Annotated in this window: 19 protein-coding genes, 1 tRNA gene and 1 CRISPR repeat array; of the genes, 14 read left to right on the top strand and 6 right to left on the bottom strand. The window is 67.9% G+C overall.

The genetic code is table 11. From position 1 onward, the window contains the following. Nucleotides 1-464: 464 nt before the first annotated feature. A complete protein-coding gene (locus tag C892_RS0123385; protein ID WP_017559179.1) occupies nucleotides 465-2,177 on the top strand; it encodes an IS1634 family transposase in 1,713 nt (570 codons plus the stop codon). Between the two features lie 1,336 nt (nucleotides 2,178-3,513). Here C892_RS0123385 and C892_RS0123380 read toward each other — a convergent pair. Together C892_RS0123380 and C892_RS0123370 are read right to left on the bottom strand one after the other, a co-directional pair. After that, the gene (locus C892_RS0123380; RefSeq protein WP_026124582.1) at nucleotides 3,514-4,902 is read right to left on the bottom strand and encodes a tyrosine-type recombinase/integrase; all 1,389 of its coding nucleotides are present in this window, start codon (nucleotides 4,900-4,902) and stop codon (nucleotides 3,514-3,516) included. A 301-nt stretch (nucleotides 4,903-5,203) separates the two neighbouring features. After that, nucleotides 5,204-6,044: a CRISPR direct-repeat array (repeat unit 37 nt; unit sequence GTGGCGGTCGCCGTCAGCGGCGACCGAGGATCGCAAC). Between the two features lie 892 nt (nucleotides 6,045-6,936). Continuing rightward, the gene (locus tag C892_RS0123370) at nucleotides 6,937-7,665 is read right to left on the bottom strand and encodes a helix-turn-helix domain-containing protein (RefSeq protein ID WP_239647502.1); all 729 of its coding nucleotides are present in this window, start codon (nucleotides 7,663-7,665) and stop codon (nucleotides 6,937-6,939) included. A 188-nt stretch (nucleotides 7,666-7,853) separates the two neighbouring features. Here C892_RS0123370 and C892_RS0123365 point away from each other — a divergent pair, with 188 nt between their 5' ends. From C892_RS0123365 to C892_RS0123350, 4 genes are all read left to right on the top strand, one after another. Next, nucleotides 7,854-8,102 carry a hypothetical protein gene (locus tag C892_RS0123365; protein WP_017559176.1) on the top strand — a complete coding sequence of 83 codons (249 nt, stop codon included), beginning with the start codon at nucleotides 7,854-7,856 and terminating at the stop codon, nucleotides 8,100-8,102. Continuing rightward, nucleotides 8,099-8,350 (top strand): hypothetical protein, encoded by a 252-nt coding sequence (locus tag C892_RS0123360; protein ID WP_017559175.1) that lies wholly within the window; start codon nucleotides 8,099-8,101, stop codon nucleotides 8,348-8,350. The genes C892_RS0123365 and C892_RS0123360 overlap by 4 nt, the downstream gene beginning before the upstream one ends. Nucleotides 8,351-8,490: 140 nt before the next feature. After that, nucleotides 8,491-8,973 carry a GntR family transcriptional regulator gene (locus C892_RS0123355; RefSeq protein ID WP_017559174.1) on the top strand — a complete coding sequence of 161 codons (483 nt, stop codon included), beginning with the start codon at nucleotides 8,491-8,493 and terminating at the stop codon, nucleotides 8,971-8,973. Nucleotides 8,974-8,998: 25 nt separating this feature from the next. After that, complete coding sequence (locus C892_RS0123350) at nucleotides 8,999-9,553, top strand: HD domain-containing protein (RefSeq protein WP_083934458.1); 555 nt, start codon at nucleotides 8,999-9,001, stop codon at nucleotides 9,551-9,553. Between the two features lie 2 nt (nucleotides 9,554-9,555). On the opposite strand, the gene C892_RS0123345 is transcribed toward C892_RS0123350, so the two are convergent. Together C892_RS0123345 and C892_RS0123340 are read right to left on the bottom strand one after the other, a co-directional pair. Then, nucleotides 9,556-10,029 (bottom strand): NUDIX hydrolase, encoded by a 474-nt coding sequence (locus C892_RS0123345; protein WP_017559172.1) that lies wholly within the window; start codon nucleotides 10,027-10,029, stop codon nucleotides 9,556-9,558. A 10-nt stretch (nucleotides 10,030-10,039) separates the two neighbouring features. Beyond that, nucleotides 10,040-10,780, bottom strand: a complete 741-nt coding sequence (locus C892_RS0123340) for a DUF5919 domain-containing protein (RefSeq protein WP_026124580.1) — start codon at nucleotides 10,778-10,780, stop codon at nucleotides 10,040-10,042. Between the two features lie 286 nt (nucleotides 10,781-11,066). Between C892_RS0123340 and C892_RS0123335 the strand changes: the two genes are divergently transcribed. From C892_RS0123335 to C892_RS0123310, 6 genes are all read left to right on the top strand, one after another. After that, the gene (locus C892_RS0123335; RefSeq protein ID WP_017559170.1) at nucleotides 11,067-11,489 is read left to right on the top strand and encodes a hypothetical protein; all 423 of its coding nucleotides are present in this window, start codon (nucleotides 11,067-11,069) and stop codon (nucleotides 11,487-11,489) included. Nucleotides 11,490-11,597: 108 nt separating this feature from the next. Then, nucleotides 11,598-11,888 (top strand): hypothetical protein, encoded by a 291-nt coding sequence (locus C892_RS0123330; RefSeq protein ID WP_193374805.1) that lies wholly within the window; start codon nucleotides 11,598-11,600, stop codon nucleotides 11,886-11,888. Further along, nucleotides 11,888-13,312, top strand: a complete 1,425-nt coding sequence (locus C892_RS0123325; protein ID WP_026124579.1) for a cell division protein FtsK — start codon at nucleotides 11,888-11,890, stop codon at nucleotides 13,310-13,312. Before C892_RS0123330 ends, C892_RS0123325 begins: the two co-directional genes overlap by 1 nt. Beyond that, nucleotides 13,312-14,973 (top strand): replication initiator, encoded by a 1,662-nt coding sequence (locus tag C892_RS0123320; RefSeq protein WP_017559167.1) that lies wholly within the window; start codon nucleotides 13,312-13,314, stop codon nucleotides 14,971-14,973. The genes C892_RS0123325 and C892_RS0123320 overlap by 1 nt, the downstream gene beginning before the upstream one ends. Next, complete coding sequence (locus tag C892_RS0123315) at nucleotides 14,973-15,197, top strand: helix-turn-helix domain-containing protein (protein WP_017559166.1); 225 nt, start codon at nucleotides 14,973-14,975, stop codon at nucleotides 15,195-15,197. The genes C892_RS0123320 and C892_RS0123315 overlap by 1 nt, the downstream gene beginning before the upstream one ends. Then, nucleotides 15,197-16,360, top strand: a complete 1,164-nt coding sequence (locus C892_RS0123310) for a tyrosine-type recombinase/integrase (RefSeq protein WP_040685567.1) — start codon at nucleotides 15,197-15,199, stop codon at nucleotides 16,358-16,360. The genes C892_RS0123315 and C892_RS0123310 overlap by 1 nt, the downstream gene beginning before the upstream one ends. 109 nt (nucleotides 16,361-16,469) lie before the next feature. Here the strand turns inward: C892_RS0123310 and C892_RS0123305 are convergent. Beyond that, nucleotides 16,470-16,543 (bottom strand) — tRNA-Gly (locus C892_RS0123305). A gap of 141 nt (nucleotides 16,544-16,684) precedes the next feature. On the opposite strand from C892_RS0123305, the gene dcd reads away from it, so the two are divergent. Continuing rightward, nucleotides 16,685-17,260 (top strand): dCTP deaminase, encoded by a 576-nt coding sequence (dcd, locus tag C892_RS0123300; protein WP_017540922.1) that lies wholly within the window; start codon nucleotides 16,685-16,687, stop codon nucleotides 17,258-17,260. Between the two features lie 29 nt (nucleotides 17,261-17,289). Here the strand turns inward: dcd and C892_RS0123295 are convergent, their stop codons facing one another. Continuing rightward, nucleotides 17,290-17,850 carry a rhomboid family intramembrane serine protease gene (locus C892_RS0123295; protein ID WP_017559163.1) on the bottom strand — a complete coding sequence of 187 codons (561 nt, stop codon included), beginning with the start codon at nucleotides 17,848-17,850 and terminating at the stop codon, nucleotides 17,290-17,292. 467 nt (nucleotides 17,851-18,317) lie between these two features. Between C892_RS0123295 and C892_RS0123290 the strand changes: the two genes are divergently transcribed. Both C892_RS0123290 and C892_RS0123285 read left to right on the top strand, forming a co-directional pair. Next, complete coding sequence (locus C892_RS0123290) at nucleotides 18,318-19,472, top strand: quaternary amine ABC transporter ATP-binding protein (protein WP_017559162.1); 1,155 nt, start codon at nucleotides 18,318-18,320, stop codon at nucleotides 19,470-19,472. Next, nucleotides 19,469-20,704, top strand: coding sequence for an ABC transporter permease (locus C892_RS0123285; protein ID WP_017559161.1), 1,236 nt, complete (start codon nucleotides 19,469-19,471; stop codon nucleotides 20,702-20,704). Before C892_RS0123290 ends, C892_RS0123285 begins: the two co-directional genes overlap by 4 nt. The last annotated feature ends 40 nt before the right edge of the window (nucleotides 20,705-20,744 follow it).

Below are 20,744 nucleotides of genomic sequence, written 5' to 3'. Positions count from 1 at the left end.
AACCTGTACGGGTACGCGGCCTGCGACCCCATCAACAAAAGCGACCCTTCGGGGCTTTGCAGCGCTAGTGACGTGTTCGGGTGGGCACTCGCTCAGGCTTCATTTGGAACCTTGATGTGGTTCGGAGGGCCTCCCGGCTGGGTTGGTGCAGTAGTGACATATACGGTTGCCATCGCCGGTCTCGTATGGGCCGGGTACCAATTCGTAGTGGCGTGTCGATACCAACACTGAACGAATAGTATTCGGGTAAACGCCCCTAGCCGACCTCATGGCAACGGGGGCATGAGGTCGGCCGTGCCAACAAAGGCCGGAGTTCGACATAATTCGGGGGTTCTAGAGGGCCGGCCGAACTGAACAGGCAGGTCAGCGTGGTGTGGATGGCCGTGCGGGCCGAAAGGGCCTAGAGACGCGATTTTCTGGATTTGCCCGCGCTGGCCTGGGCACGGCCCGTAGGGTCTGGAGTCGTGTACGTGAAGACGGTGAAGCGGGAGAACAAGTCCGGCACGGTCCGCTACCTCCACCTGGCCCACAACGAGTGGGACCCGGTGAAGGGGCGGGCGGTGCCGAAGGTGCTGTTCACCTTCGGCCGCGAGGACGACCTGGACCGCGACGCGGTCAAGCGCCTGGTCGTGTCTCTATCGAAGCTGCTGGAGCCAGGGGAGGCGCTGGCCGCGACCACCGCGTCGGAACTGGAGTTCACCTCCTCGGTGCCGTTCGGCGGCGCCTACGTCCTCGACCACCTGTGGCGTCGGCTGAGGATCGACCAGATCGTGGGTCGGGTCGGGCAGCCCAAGCGAGGTCGCCGCCGGGACATGACCGCCACCGAGCGGGTGCTGTTCGCCCTGGTCGCCAACCGCGCGCTGGCCCCGTCCTCGAAACTCGCGGCGGCGGACTGGATCACGAACGACGTGCACATCGACGGGCTGGCCGCCGCCGGCGAACAGGCCTGCTACCGGGCGATGGACTGGCTGCACGAGGTGACCGGCGACTTGGAGAAGCAGGTGTTCGACGAGGTCGCGAACCTGCTGAACCTGGAGGTGGACCTGCTGTTCTTCGACACCACCAGCACCTACTTCGAGCTGGAGGAGCCCGACGGGCCGACTCCCCGGGACGAAACCGGCCGCAAGCTGGAGGAGTGCCAGGCGGACGGCACCGCGAAGCAGGCCGGGTTTCGGACCTACGGGAAGTCGAAGGACTCCCGCGACGACCTGCCGCAGATCGTGATCGGCATGGCGGTCACCCGCGACGGGATCCCGGTCCGCTGCTGGTGCTGGCCGGGCAACGCCCCCGACCAGAGCCTGATCCGGCAGGTCAAGGACGAGATGCGGGACTGGACCCTCTCCAAGATCGTGTGGGTGGCCGACCGCGGCTTGGCCTCCGCGGCCAACCGCCGCTACCTGCGTAGCGGCGACCACGCCTACATCATCGGCGAGAAGCTCCGCTCCGGCAGTCCCGAGGTGCAGGCCGCCCTGTCCCGGCAGGGCCGCTATCAGGACGTCGGCGCGAACATGCGGGTCAAGGAGGTGCGGATATCCGACACCGACCGGTTCGTGATCTGCCACAACCCCGAAGCAGCCGAGCGCGACCGGCACATGCGCGAACAACTCGTCGCCCAGCTGGCCGACGTGATCGAGGGATCCGACAAGCTCAGCGACTTCAAGCGGGGCGAGCTGCGCGGGCGGATCGCGGACAAGCCCGGCCTGAACCGCTACCTTCGCGCCACCCCGGCCGGCAAGCTCCGCATCGACCAGGCGAAGATCAAGGCGGAGGAGAACCTCGACGGGAAGTACCTCCTGCGCTGCAGCGACCCCCACCTGAGCGCCGGGGATATCGCGCTCGGCTACAAGCAGCTCCTCGAAGTCGAGCGCGGCTGGCGCGACATGAAGCAGATCATCGACCTGCGGCCCGTCTACCACCGGCTCGAAGAGCGTATCCGCGCCCACGTCGTCCTGTGCTGGCTCGCCCTCCTGCTCATCAGGATCACCGAGACCGCCACCGGCAGCACCTGGACACAGATCCGACGCGAGCTCGACCGCCTCCATGTGGGCACCTTCACCGGCCCCACCGGAACGGTCCAGCAGGTCACCGCCCTGACCAAGCCTCAGCGAGACCTCCTCGCGAAGCTGGAGATCCCCGCCCCCAAGCAGGTCATCGCGCTTCAGCCCGCACTCCGTTGACCAGCGAGAACACCATCGCCTAGAGACACGCCCTCCTGGCGATCCCGCCCATGTCCACGCAGGTCAGGCACCAGATTCGCGACTCCAGGCCACCGAATTATGTCGAACCCCGGAAAGGGGGAACCATGGAAACCCGCAAAAGTAATAAAATATGGATATTTGCCCTCGCCATGGTGTTCGTGTATCCATGTACTTCGTTCTTTACGCGAACGTTCCTCGAGAGGGGGCCGCAACTCATTGAAGTAGCCGCAGCTGGCGGCATCGTTCTCCTTGCAGCTCTATTTTGCTGGCTAATAGGAAAACTATTCGCAAGATAGGGAGAAATAAAAACGGCTCGGGTTTCAGGGAGTCTGCGCAGGCGCCTCAGAGGTGTGTCGCCATTCTGCGGCCTGCGACCCCATCAACAAAACGGACCCCACAGGGCTTAAAGAGTGAAATAAATTACGGTGCGAATGAACTAGTGGGCGGATCATGAAAAACGAACCCTTGAATTCTCGTGCGCAATCTGCTTAATGTGGGCGTCTATGGGAGTAATTTTTTGGGCGCGTGACTTTATGGTGATTGGCATTATTTTGATTCTATCCGCACTAGTCGTTGCCTTGGTTAGTTCTATTTTATCCTATCAAAGAAGGGGGTGAGCGGGGTCCCTCGTGGTTGAGGTCGGCATGATTCCTGCTGTATTTTTTGGGAGGCGCTTTCTTGGTTTTGAGGATTAAGGTGAAAAGCAAATGGAGTGTACGCCAACAAGGCGGTGGAGCACCGGTACCTGTCGCACTTCACCGAGCGCTTCACCCAGCAGGGCCCCTCTTGGCAGGAGGACAACCTGTACGGCTACGCCGAATGCGGCCCCATCAACAAGAGCGACCCGAGTGGGCTCAACCCAGTTTGCCTGCTCGGAGGCGCTGCGCTAACTGGCTTGGGCTTTCTCGCCATGAAGATTACGCCAGCCTGGCGCTCGCTTGGCCCTGTGGGAAGCGCAGGAACGCATCCCGTGCGACTGGGCCTTCGGTGGGCGTCCGCAGTCAGCCATAGGACTACGGCACAGGCCGCGCTGCCGGCGGCCAGAGCCGGAAGCAAGGCCGCATACCGATGCGAGTCGATGCTCATCGCTCCTCCTTGGGAAGACCAACTAACAAGAAGATAGCAGGGGTCGCAGAGGCCATGGAGGTAGGAGTGCGATCTGCGGTCGGGTATCCGCATCGGCTTGATTGTCAACGATTGTCACTGAATGCGTATTTTATGGCTATGTTTCTCTTGTATTGACCATTGAATGTTCTGCGACCAACGAGTCGTTTCGCGGGGCCGGGATGAATCCCGGCCCCGCGAAATTTTCAGGTCAGGACGCGACGGTCAGTTTTCGCTGAACGGTGCTGCCCGGATGCGTGATGGCGGTGGCGGCTGGCGGTGCGAGCGCAGGAGCGTCGTCGATGGCGGCCAGCAGCTCGTCGTCGAGGTCAGTGACGAGGTGGCCGTACCGGTCCATGGTCGTCGTGATCGACATATGGCCAAGGCGGCGCTGGATCTTGAAGGGATGGACGTTCTTGTCGATCAGCCACGCGACGTGGGTGTGCCGGAGGTCGTGGATGCGGGGCTTCTTCGTCAGGCCGAGCGCTCGGGCTCGCTTGACGGCGGGAACCCAGCGGCGGTTGTAGAAGGAGGAGTGCCGCCACCAGGCGCCGTTGTCGGTCGTGAAGACGAAGTCCTCGGGACCCTTCTGGGCCAACCGGGGGTTGATGAGGTGGACGGCGCGCGGGGAAAGGGCGATACGACGGCGTGACTGCTTGGTCTTCGGAGGGCCGAGCTCGAAGGTGTTGTCTGGCTGACGCCTCCAGGCCCGGCGGACATGGAGCACCCCGGTGGAGTTCTGTGCTCCTGCGGCCCCCGGGGGGTGCCGCAGGGCGATGTCGCGGACCTGCAGCCCTGTGAGTTCGCTGTAGCGCAGGCCGGTCAGGACGAATACCTCCAGCATGTCGCGGACATCGGGATGGGCGGCATCGCGCAGCATGGCGAACTCGCTGCGTGTGAGGAAGCACATATCCTCGGCGCCTTCGCCGTCATCGGTGCGAGGAAGGCGGGTCAGGGCTGCGGGGTTGGAGGGGCGCAAGGGCGGGTCTTCCTGCGCGGCGGCCTGGCAGATGATGTAGAGCAGCCCGTGAAGGTTCTGGATGGTCTTGGCGCGCAACGGAGGGCGGAGCCAGCCGGTGCGCTGGCCGCGTGTGGCCCCCTTCTTCTTGCCCCTGCCAGTCTTGGGATTCACGGGCGTACGGGGGTCGGGGACACCTTCCTGCAGGTGGTTCACCCATTGCCGGACGTGCTTGGGAGTTAGCTGGGTCACGTCGCGAAGGTCGACATCGCCGAAGGCCGGGATGAGGTGCAACCGAAGGTCACGGTGGTACTCGAAGCGGGTGCGCTCTTCGATACCTGACAGGGAGTTGACGAATTCGGTGGCGTAGTCGGCGAACCGGACGGGATCGTGGTCAGGCTCCTCTTGGACGGCGGTCCAGCCGATGCCGGGTACCCACCCAGGGGCCCAGCCCCGGCGGGGGATCCAGTTCTCAGGCCATTGGTGACCGGAGTCCTCGACGTGGAGTTTGAAAGTGTGGGCCTCGGCCTTGGTGTCAAAGGGCTCGGACTGGGGGTCTCCGGTGCGAGTGCCGCCGAGTCGCCACTTCACCCAGTAACGGGTGTTTCCGCTCTTCAGGCGGCGTTGTTCGATGGTTGCCATAGGCGCACTATCGCTCGATACCTGCTGGGCTCCGAGGGAATCGGGCCAAGTACCTCGAGGTTCTTGTGGCCGCCGGCGTCCGTGCCCGTGCATGTGGGAGATTGCGGGGTTTGTGTGGGTGGTGCGGGTTATCCTTCAACTGGCATTTGTGGGCGAGGGCGGCCTGTGGCTTAGGAACCTCCGGTGCCCATGGGATCCCGGGAAGGTTCTCAAGGGGGTATGGGTGGCTTTGGTGCTCGGTGGTAGTTTCCGGGGCCTGGTCAGTGCTCCGGTGCTGGGCCGTTCTGCCTGTTCAAGCGCTGTGGCGGTCGCCGTCAGCGGCGACCGAGGATCGCAACCAGGCGCTGGTGCGCACCCACCACAAGGGCACGGCGGTGGCGGTCGCCGTCAGCGGCGACCGAGGATCGCAACTCCCTGGGCCAGTAGGCGATGGCCACGTGCTCGGGCGTGGCGGTCGCCGTCAGCGGCGACCGAGGATCGCAACGGCTTGGACCTGCGCTACCAGGAGCCCGACCACTGGTGGCGGTCGCCGTCAGCGGCGACCGAGGATCGCAACTGGAGGTCAGCCACCGCCCCAACATCGGGTTGCAGGTGGCGGTCGCCGTCAGCGGCGACCGAGGATCGCAACTCGACTACCCGTCTGTCACCGAGATCCGCGCCGAGCGTGGCGGTCGCCGTCAGCGGCGACCGAGGATCGCAACAGGAGGGCTCGGGCGGCTCGGGGGTCAGGGGCGAGGGTGGCGGTCGCCGTCAGCGGCGACCGAGGATCGCAACCCTCCCTCAGGGCTCTTCGTCGTCGGGGGCTTGGTCGTGGCGGTCGCCGTCAGCGGCGACCGAGGATCGCAACCACAGTGCGGTGACCTCCACCTGGGAGGCCATCAAGGCGTGGCGGTCGCCGTCAGCGGCGACCGAGGATCGCAACTCCGCCCCGCGGATATCGACCTCGGACTCCAGGGCGGTGGCGGTCGCCGTCAGCGGCGACCGAGGATCGCAACTACGCCGGCGACGTGCCGCCCGTCGTCCCGCTGTGGTGTGGCGGTCGCCGTCAGCGGCGACCGAGGATCGCAACGCTGGTGCGGGCGGCCAGCAGCCCTCCTCGCCCGGTGTGGCGGTCGCTGTCAGCGGCGACCGAGGATCGCAGCTCGATGGGAGTGCACGGTGACCTCTTCGCTCAGGGGGCGGTCGCTCTCACGGGGGTGCCTGCGGATTACGGGTCGCTCGCGCTATGCGCTGGGTGGGGGAGCGGCTTCAGGTGCTCGGGCGCCGGCTTCCTTCCGTGCGCCCTCGTGCACCCCCGCTGAGGGGGTGAATGACGGGATGGAGTCTGCACAGCGGGCGGGTGCGACGAGGCGGTGCACCCCCGCGTGCACCCTCGGCAGCAGGAAAGCCCTGCCTGTTCGATGTGTCATCGCAGGTCAGGGCTTTCTTTCGAATGGAGCGGATGACGGGAATCGAACCCGCGTTATCAGCTTGGGAAGTCGACAAGGCTCTGAGTGGCCGACCTGGCGCCCCTCACACCTGCGGCAACGCGGGCTGTTGGCTGCTGGTTCCCCGTGAGTCCCCGTTGTGCGCCGTCGTGTGTGGCACGAGTGTGGCACAGGGCGGACGGTGGCACCTGCGGATTCTTCGCCCCTCGTGGCACAGCGGCGGGTGACCACGGGAGCGGGCCGGAGTGCCCGATTGCGCGATCGGTCCGGACTACAGACAGAGCCGCATCGCGCAAGCGGGTACTCCGGGATCCGGGGGTCAATGGGGGCGGAAGCCCCCTTGTTCCACACGCCCTCAACCCGAGACTCGACGAGGCCGGTCGGCCGCGATCCATCCCGCCTGCCGTAGGGGCGACGGCGCGTGCGCCAGTGGGCTTGCAAGATGCCGGCCACGGCGACCCAGCGGTTCTGGCCGACCGCGCCGCGGGCTGGGGACCGGGCGGCAGCCCGCAGCCCCAGCCCGCAGAGCGGGAAGGCCGCGACGGCGCGGGAGCGCCGTCGCCCTTGATCTCATACAGCCCAATTCGGCAACGATGGCGCTCCGCCCCTACCGCGTGGCGGGCTTGGCCTCTTGCCAGACGAGTTCGAAGCTGCGTATGTAGGTCTCCGCCATGTCAGGCGACGTGGCTCGGTCTAGCACCACCACGGGCGACTTTGCGGCAGGGAGTCCGTGGAGATGCTGATTCGCGAGGACGCGCTTCTCCGTGAAGAACAGGGAACTGTAGAGCACGGTGGAGTGAAGTCGGATCTCGATGCCTCCAAGGTCACCGAGCGGGCGGAAGAGGAGAAGGGCGTTCCGTGCTCTGGAGGCCAAGGCGTCCCCGACGCCTTCGTCCTCGCCTCGGCGCTGTATGTGTTGGGAGTCCGGGTCGCCGAGAAGAATGCGAACGCTCGCACCGTGCTGGGCCCGCTCGGCCAAGACCTTGAGCATGCCGGCATCGTCGGCGAGGAACAAGCCGCTGTAGATGAGGATCCCGATCTCCTGCTCCGCGCTGGTGAACAGATCGTTCCAGACCTCGCGCGGGACCTGCCAGCGGTGAGGGTAGACGCGCTGCGCGTGCGGTGAAGTCGGGGGAGCGCTCGACGGATCCTCGTCGGGCCACAGCTCAGCTTCCGCGACTCCCAAGAGGTCGGCGACCGCCCACCGATGGCGGGGATAGGGGCGCTGTCCGGTCATCCACCTGCGCACGGTCTTGGGGTCGACTCCGAGGTGCGTGGCCACGTCGGTGTCCGTGAGTTGGGACGCGGCCATTGCCTCGCGCAGTGCGGTGTTCACGTCGGCGCCCTCCGGGATGCGGGACCCCGACGATAACAGAAGACGTCCCTAGACGTCCCTCAAGATGTCCGATACGTGGTACACATGTCCACCTGCTCCGAGGATCGTCGCCCCAGGTAGCAAAGACCCCCGCGAGTGCTGCTGACACTCCGGGGGCATGGTTCACACCTGATCGGAGCAGGCGGAACATGCGGAACCTTATCGCGCGGGCCTGGACGCGCAATCCCCCTGACGAGCGGCCTCCTCGGCTGAGGCCGTATGCGGTCACCCCGTTCACGCCGTCGCCGCCGGAGTACGCGGTGGCGCCCCTGGCGAGGATGGTCCGTCCCTACGTGCTGGAGGCCGAACGGTGCCGGGAGACGGAACGCGTCGATCGGAGCCGCCTCGGCCTGGCCGTCCTTCTCGACATGTCTCGCATGGAGGCGGTGGTGGCGTGAGGACCGACGTCGATCCGGATCCGCTCCTGCGGATCCTGCGTGAGCACTACAAGGACCGGTGGTCCATCCGGCGTACCGCCCGGCTGTGGATCGCCACGGCGCATGACTACACAGCACAGCACGCCCCCACCCTGATCCAAGAGGACGTGGAGGTGTTCGTCCGCGAGCTTGAGCACCCTCCTGCGGGGGCGGGGAGAGCAGAGCTGCTGCGACGCGGGGGACGTCAAGACGGCCCTCAGGAGGGGTGAGGGCTGGCCGCTGACCGGCGCCCGACCTTCCCCAGTCGGCGGGCGCCGGTCATGCGGTCGACAAGTTCTGGGAACCTCGCTGGTTAACTGGTCAACTGGTAGACCACCGACCTCATGATCGCCTGCACCGGAGGAGACGCTTGAGCCGCACGACCCCATGGGGGACCTACCACCAGATCGCGGACGCGCTCCGCGGTCGCATCACCGGTGGCGACCTGGCCCCGGGTGACGCTGTGCCTTCCGAAGCTGCTGTAGGTCAAGAGTTCGGGGTCGCACGCACGACGGTTCGGCGCGCGCTAGCTGTGCTTGAAGCCGATGGGCTCATCAAGTCCGTCCCCGGGACCGGGCGCGTCGTCTGCTCGCCGGAGGAACAGGTAGGCGGGGTCACCGATACCCCTCCTGCGCAGTACAGGAGGATCGCCGCCGACCTTCGGGAGCAGATCACCAGTGGTGCCCTGGCTCCGGGGGAGGCGCTGCCCAGTGAGGCCGCGATCGTGCGGGAGTACGGCGTCTCCCGGGGGACCGCGCGGCAAGCCCTGTCGGATCTGGAGGGGACCGGGCTCGTCGTCGCGATCCATGGCAAGGGACGGTTCGTCAGAGAGTCGGGAGCGGCCGCGAGCTAGTCTGCTACATGTGGGACATGTTCACATGGCGCGGGAACTCGCGCGCGAACTGCTCGAACAGCCGTTGCCCCGACGCTGGGCGCATACCCGAGGTGTGGCCGAACAGGCCCGATCGCTGAACGAACTGCTCGGAGAAGAGGCGGACCTCCTGGAGGCCGGCGCCTGGCTCCACGACATCGGATACTCTCCGACCCTCCGCGACTACTCCGCTGACCTGCCCATCACCGGCTTCCATCCCCTCGACGGTGCCCGGTACCTACGCCTGGTCAACGTCGACGAGGCCCTGTGCTCCATCGTCGCCTACCACTCCGGAGCGACCGTGGAAGCGGACGAACGCGGCCTCCGCGAAGAACTCGAAGACGCCTTCGAGTCGCCCCCGCCCCACCTGCTGGAAGCGATCACCTACGCGGACATGACGACCGGCCCCGACGGCACGCACCTTCCGGTGGAGCGTCGGCTCTCCGAGATCCTGGAGCGCTACAGCCCCGATGACCTGGTCCACCGCTCCATCACCCGCTCGTCGCCGGAACTGACGGCCGCGGTGCAGGCTGTCGAGAAGCGGTTGGCGGAGGTCGGCTGACCTCATCCGATGTGGGTGGGCCCGCCTTGGAGGAAGTGGTCGATGCGCATCCGCATGGAGCGGTCCATAGTCAGCTCGGCGAGTTTCTCCTTCGGTAGCCAGACGACTTCCTTGGACTCGTCGCTGGTGCGCGGCTCGCCTGAGACGGGGCGGGCCGTGAGCGCGATGGAGAACTCCTGGCGGGCCTCCCCGTCGCTCGTGTAGTACACGATGTGCTTCGGGTCGCTGTAAGTACCCACGATCCCGGTGATCTCGCAGGTGACCCCGGACTCCTCCTCGGTCTCCCGGACGGCGGCCTGGGGCACGGACTCCCCCAGGTCGATCGCGCCCCCGGGCACGGCCCAGTTGCCGTTGTCCGTCCGGCGGATCATGAGGACTTCGTCCCGCTCGTTGACCACGAACACGTTCACCGACGGAACCCGGCTGTTGGCCTGCGGCGCCTCGGGGTCGTCGTAGTAGTCGATCCGCCTGCCCACGGGCCCTCCTTCAGTCGAGGGGACGCGCCCCGTCCCAGACCTTCTCGAAGCTCTCCAGGTAGGTCGCCATCATCTCCCCACCCGGGATCTTGCGAAGGTGGAAGACGGGCGCCTCGGCCGCCATCGTTCCATACAGGTGCGTGTTGACCAGTAGCTGGTCATCGGCACGGTAGAGGGAGTTGTAGAGGATCGTGTCGTGCACGCGGAACTCCGCGCCCTCGATGGCGCGGACCTGCTTGTACATGAGGATGACGTTCTTGATCTTGGACGCCATCAGCTCCCCGCCGATGCCCTCGTCCTCGCCCCTCTGGGCGACCGCTTCGGACTCCGGGTCTCCGAGAAGCACGCGCAGACGGACGCCGGCCTTGGCCTTGGCCGCAAGTAGCTTGAGCATGCTGGGGTCATCGGCCAGGAAGAACCCGCTGTAGACGAGGATGGAGATCTCCTCCCCAGCCTCCTCGAACAGGCGCTTCCACAAGTCGCCGGGGACACTCCAGCGGTGCGGGTGGATCTCTACGATCTCGCTCTCGGACGCGGCCTTGCTCTGCTCCGGGCTGAGCGCCTTGGGCCAGAGATAGGTCTCATCGGCTTCCAGGAAGGCCGCGGTCGCATAGCGGTGCTTGCGGTAGGGCGTGCGTCCCAGCGTGATCCAGCGCTCGACGCTCTTGGCGTCGACACCGACCGCGTCGGCCACCTCGGTCGGTGTGACTCCGCGCTTCAAGAGCGCGGCGCGCAACCTCTCGTTCGGCATGTACCCCGGGGTTCGCAGGACGTCTAAGGACGCGCTCACATTATCGGGACGTCCCGAACACGTCCAGCCATGTAGTGATCCCGTCCGGGCTCCCTGCGGGATCGTCGTAACCGTCAACACGACCCCGGCGGCACCGGGGGATCCGAGCTTCCCGACGAGGACCCGCCCGGATCCCTTGGCAAGCCACTTCGATACATGTTAGACATGTATCGATCTTCGGTTGAACGGCTGAACATCGGCCGCAACGAAGGTCTGACGTGGGACGAAACAGAACTGGAGTTTTCTCATGGCGATTCAGGGTGCGATCCCGGTGGAGTTCGGGACGGTGTTCCCCCACGGGGCCTTTGCGCTGAGCGTGGAGGCGATCACCGACTTCGAGACCAAGCGCCCCCAGGTCGACAAGGACACGGGCCTTCCGCTGTGGGCGGTGGAGGTGATCGACGCCGACCCTGAGGCGCGGGGCAAGGCCAAGTCGGTGAAGGTCAAGATCCCTGCCGAGGTGTGCCCGACCATGCCCGACGAGGCGGCCGGACTGCCGTTCCGCCCGGTGGAGTTCGAGCACATGGCGGTGCGCCCGTATGTGGACGACAACGGCCGGCGCCCCCGGGTGGCCTACTCGCTGCGGGCACGCGGCATGCGCGCCCCGGGCGGCGGTGCACGGCAGAAGGCTCCGACCCCGGCCGGTGCGGGTGGCAAGGGCGGCGAGTAGCGCGAACGCCCCTGAACGTTCGGCGGGGCGGCCTGGTGCGCCAACACCTTCGGCCGCCCCTTCAACCCCTCCGACAGCTCCAACTTTCAGAAGAGGTGTGTGTTCATCATGGCAGACCAGCCCGCACGCGTGAGTGCCCGGGAGATCGCGGACTTTTTGACCGCGCTGCGTGAACACCGCTCGGTCCCGGCCGCCGCTGAGGCGGCCTCCCGGGTGGACATCCTGGCCTGGAAGGCCTCCCTGCTCGGTCGCATGGCAGCCAACACCCGTGACCCCGAGACCCGCGCCACCGCTGCTGCGGCGCGTGCCGACCTGGCCGCCGCCCGAGCCGAGCTTGCGGCCGCTCGTGCTGAGGGCCTGGCCGATTCCTACGTGCTGCGGACCGGGGGTGAGCACTGATGTTGGGAGGCAACGGTAATGGGGCCGCCCCGGTTCAGCCGACCGCGCCGGTGCCCGCGCAGGCGGTGCGCTTCACCACCCCGGTGGTTCAGACCCCGGCGGCCTTCATCCTCGGCCGCTGGGCCTGGCGCCTCCTGGCGTTCCTGGCCGCCCTTCCGGTGCGGTTCCCGCTCTCGGTCGCCTCGGTGGCCTCCCTGGTGGGCTCGTGGGCGCTGTGGGAGTGGATCGGCCCGGCCCTGGTGTCCACGGCCGCGGTGCTGGGCGGGCTCGCCTGGCGCCACTGGCACCCCGTGTCGTTCCGCCGCTGGGTCGCCCTGCGGGCCCTGGCCCTGGTGCGCGGGGTGTGGGTCTACCGGCGGCACTGGCAACCCGTGTTGGTGGTCTCCGGGCTGGCCGAGTCCTACCTTGAGCGCCAGTACCTGCCCCGCATCCGCTCGGTGGCCTGCAACGAGTGGGCCGACCGGGTCCGCGTCAAGCTCGTGCCCGGCACCGCCCCGGGCGACTTCGAAGAGCGCACCGCCCAGCTCGCGCACGGGTTCGGCGCCCCGGCCTGCCGGGTGGAGGTGCGCGGGCCCCTCGATGTGGTCCTGGAGTTCCCCCGCCGGGACATGCTCGCCGAACCCATCGGAGCCATGCCCGTCCCGGCCTCGGCCGACGAGGTGGACCTGGGCGCGCTTCCCATGGGCCGCTGTGAGGACGGCCGGACGTGGACCATGCGGCTGCACGGCACCCACGTCCTCGTGGCCGGGGTGACCGGTGCGGGCAAGGGGTCGGTGGTCTGGTCGGCGGTGCGCGCGATGCTCCCCGCCATCCGTGAAGGGCTTGTGCGGGTGCGGGCGGTCGATCCCAAGCGGATGGAGCTGTCCTACGGGCGCTCGCTCTTCTACCGGTACGCGGATGCGGGTGAGGCGTGTGTGGAGCTTTTGGAAGAGGCCGTGGCCGACATGCAAGCACGCGCGGACGCCTATGCCGGCCGCATCCGCTCCCATACCCCCACCCTGGAGGACCCGTTCGAGGTGGTGGTCCTGGACGAGGTGGCGTTCCTGACCGCCTACCACCCGAACAAGGACGTCCGCCGCCGCGCGGAGAACGCCATGGCCACCCTCACCAGCCAAGGCCGGTCGGTCGGCTTCACGGTGGTCGCCGCGCTCCAAGACCCCCGCAAGGAGGTCATGAACCTGCGCAACCTCTTCCCCGACAAGGTCGCCCTCCGCCTGGACGAGGCGACCCAAGTCGACATGGTCCTCGGGTCGGACGCCCGCGACCGGGGGGCCGATGCGCACCTGATCGACCCGGCGGCCCCGGGCACGGCCTTCGTCCGCCTGGAGGGCTCCAAGGTCCCCACCCGGGTGCGGGCCGCCTACGTCGCCGATACCGACATCGACGCCATGGCCGCCGGTGCGGACGAGGGTGGTGGGGCCTGATGCCGACCGTGACCGGCAAGACCACCCGGGCAGAGCGCATGGCCCAACCCCTGGCGCGTGAGGTGGCAGAGCAGATCGCCGCCGACAAGGGGGTGTGCATCCGCCCGGTCTCGCTGCGGCGGACCGACATCACCACCGGTGCGACCGAGGTGATCGACGTTCCGTGCGGGACCACTTTGGCCTCGCGCTGCCCGGCCTGCGCCCGCCGCAAGCGGTCCATGCGGCGCTCGCAGTGCGAAGAGGGCTGGCACCTCACCTCCGAGCCCGACCCTGCCCCCGACGACCCGACCGACGTTCAGCGGGAGTGGGTGGAGCGCCGGGCGGTGGTGACGGCTGAGCGTGACCGCCTGGCCGACGAGGGAACCGCCACCGCCGAAGAGCTGGCCGCGCTCGATACCGCGATAGCGGATCTGGACGAGGAGATCACCGCCTCCGGGCTGCGCGGCTCCGTCGCTCCGTCCCCCTCGTCGGGGCGGTCTCGGCGGTCCCGGTCGACCCGGCGTCGGCAGGATGCCCCGGATCTGCCCAAGAGGCAGATGAAGCGCTCCACCCTGGGGCGGGCCTTCACCGATCCTGCCTCGGGCAAGGTGTTCCGCCCCTCGATGTTCCTCACGCTCACCCTCGACAGCTACGGGCGGGTGAAGAGCGACGGGACGCCGGTGGATCCGGCGACCTATGACTACCGGCGGGCGGCGCGGGACGCGCTGCACTTCTCCAAGCTCATCGACCGGTTCGTGCAGAACCTCCGCCGCGTGGCCGGCTTCGATGTGCAGTACTTCGCCTCGGTCGAACCCCAACGGCGTCTCGCCCCGCACGTCCACATGGCCGTCAGAGGCACCCTGCCCCGCTCCGAGCTGCGGCAGGTGGCGGCGGCGACCTATCACCAGGTGTGGTGGCCTGCGGCCGATGAACCGGTCTACGAAGGGGCGAACGTGCCCGTCTTCGACGAGGCGACCGGGAACTACTGCGATCCGGCTACCGGGGAGGTCCTGCCGACCTGGGAGGAGGCGCTTGACCGCCTGGACGAGGACCCGGGCGCCGAACCCCACCACGTGGTCCGGTTCGGCTCCCAGGTCGACGCGAAGGGGGTCGTGGCCGGGTCGGAGGATGCGGACCGGTGCGTGCGCTACCTGGCCAAGTACCTGACCAAGGACATCGCCGAATGCCACACCGTAGAGACCCCCGCCCAGGAAGCCCACGTTGACCGCCTCGTGGAGGCCCTGCGCTTCGAACCCTGCTCGCCCCGCTGCGCCAACTGGCTGCGCTACGGGATCCAGCCCGACGGCGCCAAAGAGGGCATGGCCCCGGGGTTCTGCCGCTCCAAGGCGCACAAGCGCCAGCACCTGGGCTATGCCGGACGGCGCGTGCTGGTCTCGCGCAAGTGGTCGAACAAGACCCTGGCCGACCACAAGGCCGACCGCCTGGCCTGGGTCCTGGAACAGCTCGGCGTCGACCCCACCGACCCCGAGACCGACGAGGCCGGCGGCGGCCTTCCGGTGGTCAACGGGTCCTACGCCTGGGAACTCGCACGCCCCACCGACCCGGACGTGCCGCCCCGCGAACACCGCCTCCTGCGCGCGGTCGGCGAGACCCTCAAACGCCGCGCACAACTCGACGCCGCACGCTCCCTGAATCTCTCGGCAATGGAAGAGGTCGCCTGATGGCTCGCACGACCACTCGGCCGTCCGGCCGCCTGCTCACCGTGGCTGAGGCGGCCGACCGCCTGAACACCACCCTCCGCTACCCCCGACGCCTGATCGAAGAGCGCCGCATCACCTTCGTCAAGATCGGGCGCCACGTCCGCATCCCCGAATCCGCCCTGGACGAGTTCATCACGGCGGGTGTGGTCGAACCCGTTCGCCTCCATTCGGACAGGGCCGCGTGATGCCGGGGGAGAAGAAGCGCGACTTCGGCAACATCCGCCCCTTGGCCTCGGGGCGGTTCCAAGCCCGGTACCGGGGTCCGGATGGCCAACTCCGCCCGGCTCCGCACACCTTCGCCACGAAGAAGGCCGCGCAGCGCTGGCTCAAGCTGATGGACTCCGAGATCGCCCAGGGGGACTGGTTCGACCCTGAGGCCGGGAAGGTTCCGTTCGCTGAGTACGCGGCCCAGTGGCTCGAAGAGCGCGAGCTAACCCGCAAGTCGCGCCGTACCTATGAAGACCTGCTCAGGCTGCACCTGAACCCCACGTTCGGTGACATGCACCTGAAGGAGATCAAGCAAGCCGACGTACGGCGTTGGCGGGCGGCGGGCCTGCGGCGCAACCGGGGACGCGGCCAGATTCCCAAGGCGTACCGGCTGATGCGGGCCGTCCTGAACACCGCCGTTGCAGACAAGAAGATCCGTGAGAACCCGTGCCAGATCGAGGGGGCAGGAGTGGAGGATCGGGAAGAGCGTCCGGTGCTGGCGGTCGCTGAGGTGTACAAGCTGGCCGACGCGATCAACCCGCGTTACCGGGCGCTGGTGCTGCTGGCGACGTTCGCGAGTCTGCGTTGGGGAGAGCTGGCCGGTCTGCGGCGGCGGTACCTCGACCTCGACGCCCGCCAGGTCGCCGTCCGTGAGGCCGTGTCCGACGTCGGCGGGCTCTACCAGGGCAAGCCGAAGTCCAAGGCGGGGAAGCGTACCGTCCAACTCCCTGAGCTGATCGTCCCGGATTTGAGGTATCACCTGGACACCTACTCGGCTCCCGACGAAGACGGCTTCGTGTTCGTCGGGGCGCGCGGCAACCAGCTACGGCGCGGCAACTTCTCGAAGTACTGGGCGGACGCCTGTGAAGCGGTGGGCCTGAGGGACGTGCACTTCCACGATCTTCGGCACACGGGTAACACCTACGCGGCTGAGGCCGGCGGGTCGCTGCGGGAGCTGATGAAGCGGATGGGTCACTCCAGCCACAAGGCGGCGATGGTCTACCTCCACGCACGCGACGAACGGGAACGGGAGATCGCGGAGCGCATGGGGGAGAGGGCGGCGAACGAGCGGGACCCCGATCGCGACGAGAGCGATGACGATGAGGGTGATGACCCGCCGATGGTCGGCGCTCGGCCCTGATCCGGCCGTCCCGGGTGTGGCACATATGTGGCACAGAGAGTGTGCACCACCCCCGGAAAGCAGTAAGGCCAGGTCCCGGAATCTACCGGCTGACCTGGCCTTTTCTCTATGGAGCGGATGACGGGAATCGAACCCGCGTTATCAGCTTGGGAAGCTGAAGTTCTACCATTGAACTACATCCGCGTCGGGCTGCCCGGTGGGTGTTCCGTGGCTGCCAACGGGCCTCATCATAGCGGACTCTGGCGGGGAGCGGTAACCGGCGCGGGGCCGTGCCCCGCCGGTGGGGCGGAGCGGGGGGTCGTCGCAGCAGGTAGGTTCTGTTGCGTGCTGCTCTCCGATCGCGATATCAGGTCCGAAATCGAGTCCGGGCGGGTGAAGATCGACCCCTATGACCCCGGGCTGATCCAGCCGTCCAGCATCGATGTCCGGCTGGACCGGTACTTCCGGGTGTTCGAGAACCACAAGTACCCGCACATCGACCCCGCCGTCGAGCAGCCCGACCTGACGCGGCTGGTGGAGGTCGCGGCCGACTCGGAGTTCATCCTGCACCCCGGGGAGTTCGTGCTGGCCTCCACTTACGAGGTCGTCACCCTGCCGCACGACATCGCCAGCCGCCTGGAGGGCAAGAGCTCCCTCGGGCGCCTGGGGCTGTTGACGCATTCGACCGCCGGCTTCATCGACCCGGGGTTCTCCGGGCACGTGACCCTTGAGCTCTCGAACGTCGCCACGCTGCCGATGAAGCTCTACCCGGGCATGAAGATCGGTCAGCTGTGCATGTTCCGCCTCAGTTCCCCGGCCGAGCACCCCTACGGCTCGGCGCGGTACGGCTCGCGCTACCAGGACCAGCGGGGGCCGACGCCTTCGCGCGCCTACCTGAACTTCGGGCGGACGCAGGTCTGAAGCGGCTCTGATCCCCTGACCGCAAGCGGTCAGCGGTACGGGCCGTAGGGCGTGTAGGGGGCGTACCCCTGAGTCGTGGGGCGGGGCTTCTCGCGCTTGGGGAGCAGCCAGGCGGACAGCAGCCCCCCGGCGAAGCCGAAGAGGTGCGCCTGCCAGGACACCCCTTCCTGCTGGGGCAGGACGCCCCAGATCAGCGTCCCGTAGAAGATGACGACGCTGATCATGATCACGATGTCGATGGTCTTCCGCTCCACGATCCCGCGCAGCACCGTGTAGCCGAAGTAGCCGAACACCAGCCCGCTCGCCCCGACGGTGAGCACACCGGGCGGGCTGAAGAGCCACACCCCGATGCCGCTCACGGCCATCACGATGAGCGTCGTCCACATGAACCTGCTCAGCCCGCCGCTGATCGCGACCAGCGACCCCAGCACCAGGAACGGCAGGGAGTTGCTGATCAGGTGCGCGAAGTTGGCGTGCATGAAGGGCGCGGTCACGATCGTCCACGGCGCCTCGGTGTCCCACGAGCGCAGCCCGAACGCCGCGTCCAGCGCCCCGCCCGCGACCGAGTCGAAGAGCTCGAAGATCCACATCGCCGCCAGGAAGGCGGCGACCGTGAGTACGGCGACTATCCGTGAGTGCGTCACGCTTTCGACTCTATGCGAACCCTTCGCCCCGTCCCAGCCCTGTCTCCCCTCGGACCGGAGGGCGGGAGGTCACCTCGTGTGACTGCTCTGACCTGCTGTGTTGCATGAGAATGTGACGTGTTTCACGTTCTATAAGTGTGTGGTGCAGATCACATCCCGGGGGGTTTGCCCGAGCGGGAAGGCGGCACTTCCTTGGACGGCGCGGTGTGACCCCGGTTAAACGTGTTATCTGCGCGTGACCGTTCGATGTGTACCGGTCAGGCTTCCTCGTTAGCCTGCAGCTTCGGCATAAACAGGACTTAAGGAGTGGGGCCCGCCCACGCTCACCCCCCCCCGGTCCCGAGTGCGACGAAGCCGATGAGGGAGCCGAAGAGGAGACCGTGCCAGCAGTACGCGCAGAGAATCTCTACAAGGTGTTCGGGAGGCGGGCCGCAACCGCGGTCGATCTGCTCTCCGACGGGCGCCACCGCGATGAGATCGCCGACCTCGGCGTCACCGCGGCCGTCATCGACGCCTCCTTCGAGGTGGAGCCGGGCGAGATCTTCGTGGTCATGGGCCTGTCCGGGTCCGGCAAGTCCACCCTGATCCGCATGCTCAACGGTCTGCTCCCCCCGACCGCCGGCACGGTGGAGATCGACGGAACCGACATCACCGGCCTCAAGAAGGCCGAGCTCCGCAAGGTGCGCAGCGAGAAGGTCAGCATGGTCTTCCAGCACTTCGCGCTGTTCCCGCACCGCCCCGTCGTGGAGAACGCCGCCTATGCGCTCGAAGTCCGCGGTGTGCCGCGGGAGGAGCGCCGCGCGAAGGCGATGGAGGCGCTGGAGCTCGTCGGGCTCAAGGACTGGGAGGACAAGCTCCCCGGCCAGCTGTCCGGCGGCATGCAGCAGCGTGTGGGCCTGGCCCGCGCGCTGGCCGCCGACACCGAGATCATCCTGATGGACGAGGCCTTCAGCGCCCTGGACCCGCTGATCCGCCGCGACATGCAGACCCAGCTGTTGGAGCTGCAGGCCAGCCTCGGCAAGACGATCGTGTTCATCACCCACGACCTCAACGAGGCGATGCGCCTGGGCGACCGCATCTGCGTGCTGCGCGACGGCCGCGTCGCCCAGATCGGCACGGCCCAGGAGATCCTGGACCACCCCGCCAACGACTACGTCGCCACCTTCACCGAGGACGTCGACCGCACCCGGGTGCTCACCGCCTCGTCGGTGATGGTCCCCGCCGCGCCCTACGCGGCCCCGACCGACACCCCGCGCGCGGTCCTGCGGGTCATGCGCGAGCAGCACCGCGACTTCTGCTTCGTGCTGGACGGGCAGGAGCACCTGCTCGGCGTCGTCGAGGAGCGCGACGTGCAGGCCGCGGACGAGGAGGGCGCCGCCGACATCGCCGAGCACGTGAAGCCGGCGGAGGCCACCACTCCCCCCTCCACCCTGGTGGCCGACCTGTTCGCCGACGCCGCGCGCTCGCCGCGGCCGCTGGCGGTCCTCGGCGACGACGACCGCATGCTCGGCGTCATCCCCCGCGCCGCCTTGCTCGACGGACTCGCGATGGAGGGGGGCCGCTCATGAACCCGTTGACCGTACCCGTCCCGCGCCTTCCCGTCGGCGACACCTTCGACCGGGCCATCGAGTGGCTGCGGACGAACCTGGAGTCCTTCTTCGACGTGCTGGGCGCCGTCATCGGCGCCTGCGTCGAGGCCCTGACCGGCCTGCTCGCCCAGACCTCGGCGACCCAGTTCACGCTGCTGGCCTGCGCCGTGATCGGCGTCGGACTGCTGCGCCGGGGCCACCTGCGCCCAGTGGCGGTCGCCGTGGGCTCCTGGGTCGTGCTCTCCATCGCCGAACTGGCCGGCGGCGCGGCCACGTCCGTCATCGGGTCGATGCCGGCGGCGCTCTTCAACCCGGCGATGAGCCTGTTCCAGGCCGAGTACGTCTACCCGCCGCTCATCCTGGCCCTGCTGCTGCTGGTCGCGCTGGTGGTGCTCAGCTTCGTCCTGGGCCGGGGCACGCGCCAGGAGCTGCTCGCCGCCCTCACCTGCGTGGCGCTGTTCGCCGTGGCGCTGGCCCACTTCACCCTGGGCGTCCAGCTGTCCCTGGTCACCCTCCCGCTGTTCGCCCTGCTGGCCTACCTGGTCAGCGGCTGGCGCGTGGCGCTGTTCACGGTGCTGGGCTTCCTGCTCATCATCAGCATGGACAAGTGGGACAACGCCATGGCCAGCCTGGCGCTGATCCTCGTGGCCACCGGCGTGGCCGTGGTCGTCTCCCTGCCGCTGGGCATCCTGGCGGCCAAGAGCGACCGCTTCAGCACCGTCGTCCGCCCGGTCCTGGACTTCATGCAGACCCTGCCGGCGTTCGTCTACCTGCTGCCCGCGGTGGCGTTCTTCAGCATCGGCACGGTCCCCGGCGTCATCGCGACCGTCGTGTTCGCCATGCCGCCCGGGGTGCGCCTGACCGAGCTGGGCATCCGCCAGGTCGACAAGGAGCTGGTGGAGGCCGGCGAGGCCTTCGGCGCCCCGGACTGGGCGATCCTGCGCCGGATCCAGCTGCCGCTGGCGCTGTCCACGATCATGGCCGGCGTCAACCAGATCATCATGCTCAGCCTGTCCATGGTGGTCATCGCCGGGATGGTCGGCGCGGGCGGCCTGGGCAACGACGTCTACCGCGGCATCGCCCAGGGCAACGTCCCCGTCGGCTTCGAGGGCGGCATCGCCGTGGTGGTCCTCGCGATCTACCTGGACCGCCTGACGGCGGCCATCACCCGGTTCTCGCCGGCGGGCAGGGCCGCGGCCGCCGCGCGCTGACCCCCGGCCCCCCCTGACCCGGGACCCCTTACGCCCCCCG

Source organism: Nocardiopsis baichengensis YIM 90130 (assembly GCF_000341205.1).
In the GTDB taxonomy this organism is placed as follows: domain Bacteria; phylum Actinomycetota; class Actinomycetes; order Streptosporangiales; family Streptosporangiaceae; genus Nocardiopsis_A; species Nocardiopsis_A halophila.
This window is presented reverse-complemented; position numbering and strand designations above follow the sequence as displayed.

Coding starts and splice junctions, on each gene's coding strand:
- C892_RS0123380 (WP_026124582.1), bottom strand. CDS start 4,902: ATGGCAACCATCGAACAACGCCGCCTGAAGAGCGGAAACACCCGTTAC.
- C892_RS0123340 (WP_026124580.1), bottom strand. CDS start 10,780: ATGCCGAACGAGAGGTTGCGCGCCGCGCTCTTGAAGCGCGGAGTCACA.
- C892_RS0123310 (WP_040685567.1), top strand. CDS start 15,197: ATGCCGGGGGAGAAGAAGCGCGACTTCGGCAACATCCGCCCCTTGGCC.
- C892_RS0123295 (WP_017559163.1), bottom strand. CDS start 17,850: ATGTGGATCTTCGAGCTCTTCGACTCGGTCGCGGGCGGGGCGCTGGAC.
- C892_RS0123335 (WP_017559170.1), top strand. CDS start 11,067: ATGGCGATTCAGGGTGCGATCCCGGTGGAGTTCGGGACGGTGTTCCCC.
- C892_RS0123330 (WP_193374805.1), top strand. CDS start 11,598: ATGGCAGACCAGCCCGCACGCGTGAGTGCCCGGGAGATCGCGGACTTT.
- C892_RS0123350 (WP_083934458.1), top strand. CDS start 8,999: ATGGCGCGGGAACTCGCGCGCGAACTGCTCGAACAGCCGTTGCCCCGA.
- C892_RS0123365 (WP_017559176.1), top strand. CDS start 7,854: ATGCGGAACCTTATCGCGCGGGCCTGGACGCGCAATCCCCCTGACGAG.
- C892_RS0123320 (WP_017559167.1), top strand. CDS start 13,312: ATGCCGACCGTGACCGGCAAGACCACCCGGGCAGAGCGCATGGCCCAA.
- C892_RS0123315 (WP_017559166.1), top strand. CDS start 14,973: ATGGCTCGCACGACCACTCGGCCGTCCGGCCGCCTGCTCACCGTGGCT.
- C892_RS0123325 (WP_026124579.1), top strand. CDS start 11,888: ATGTTGGGAGGCAACGGTAATGGGGCCGCCCCGGTTCAGCCGACCGCG.
- C892_RS0123285 (WP_017559161.1), top strand. CDS start 19,469: ATGAACCCGTTGACCGTACCCGTCCCGCGCCTTCCCGTCGGCGACACC.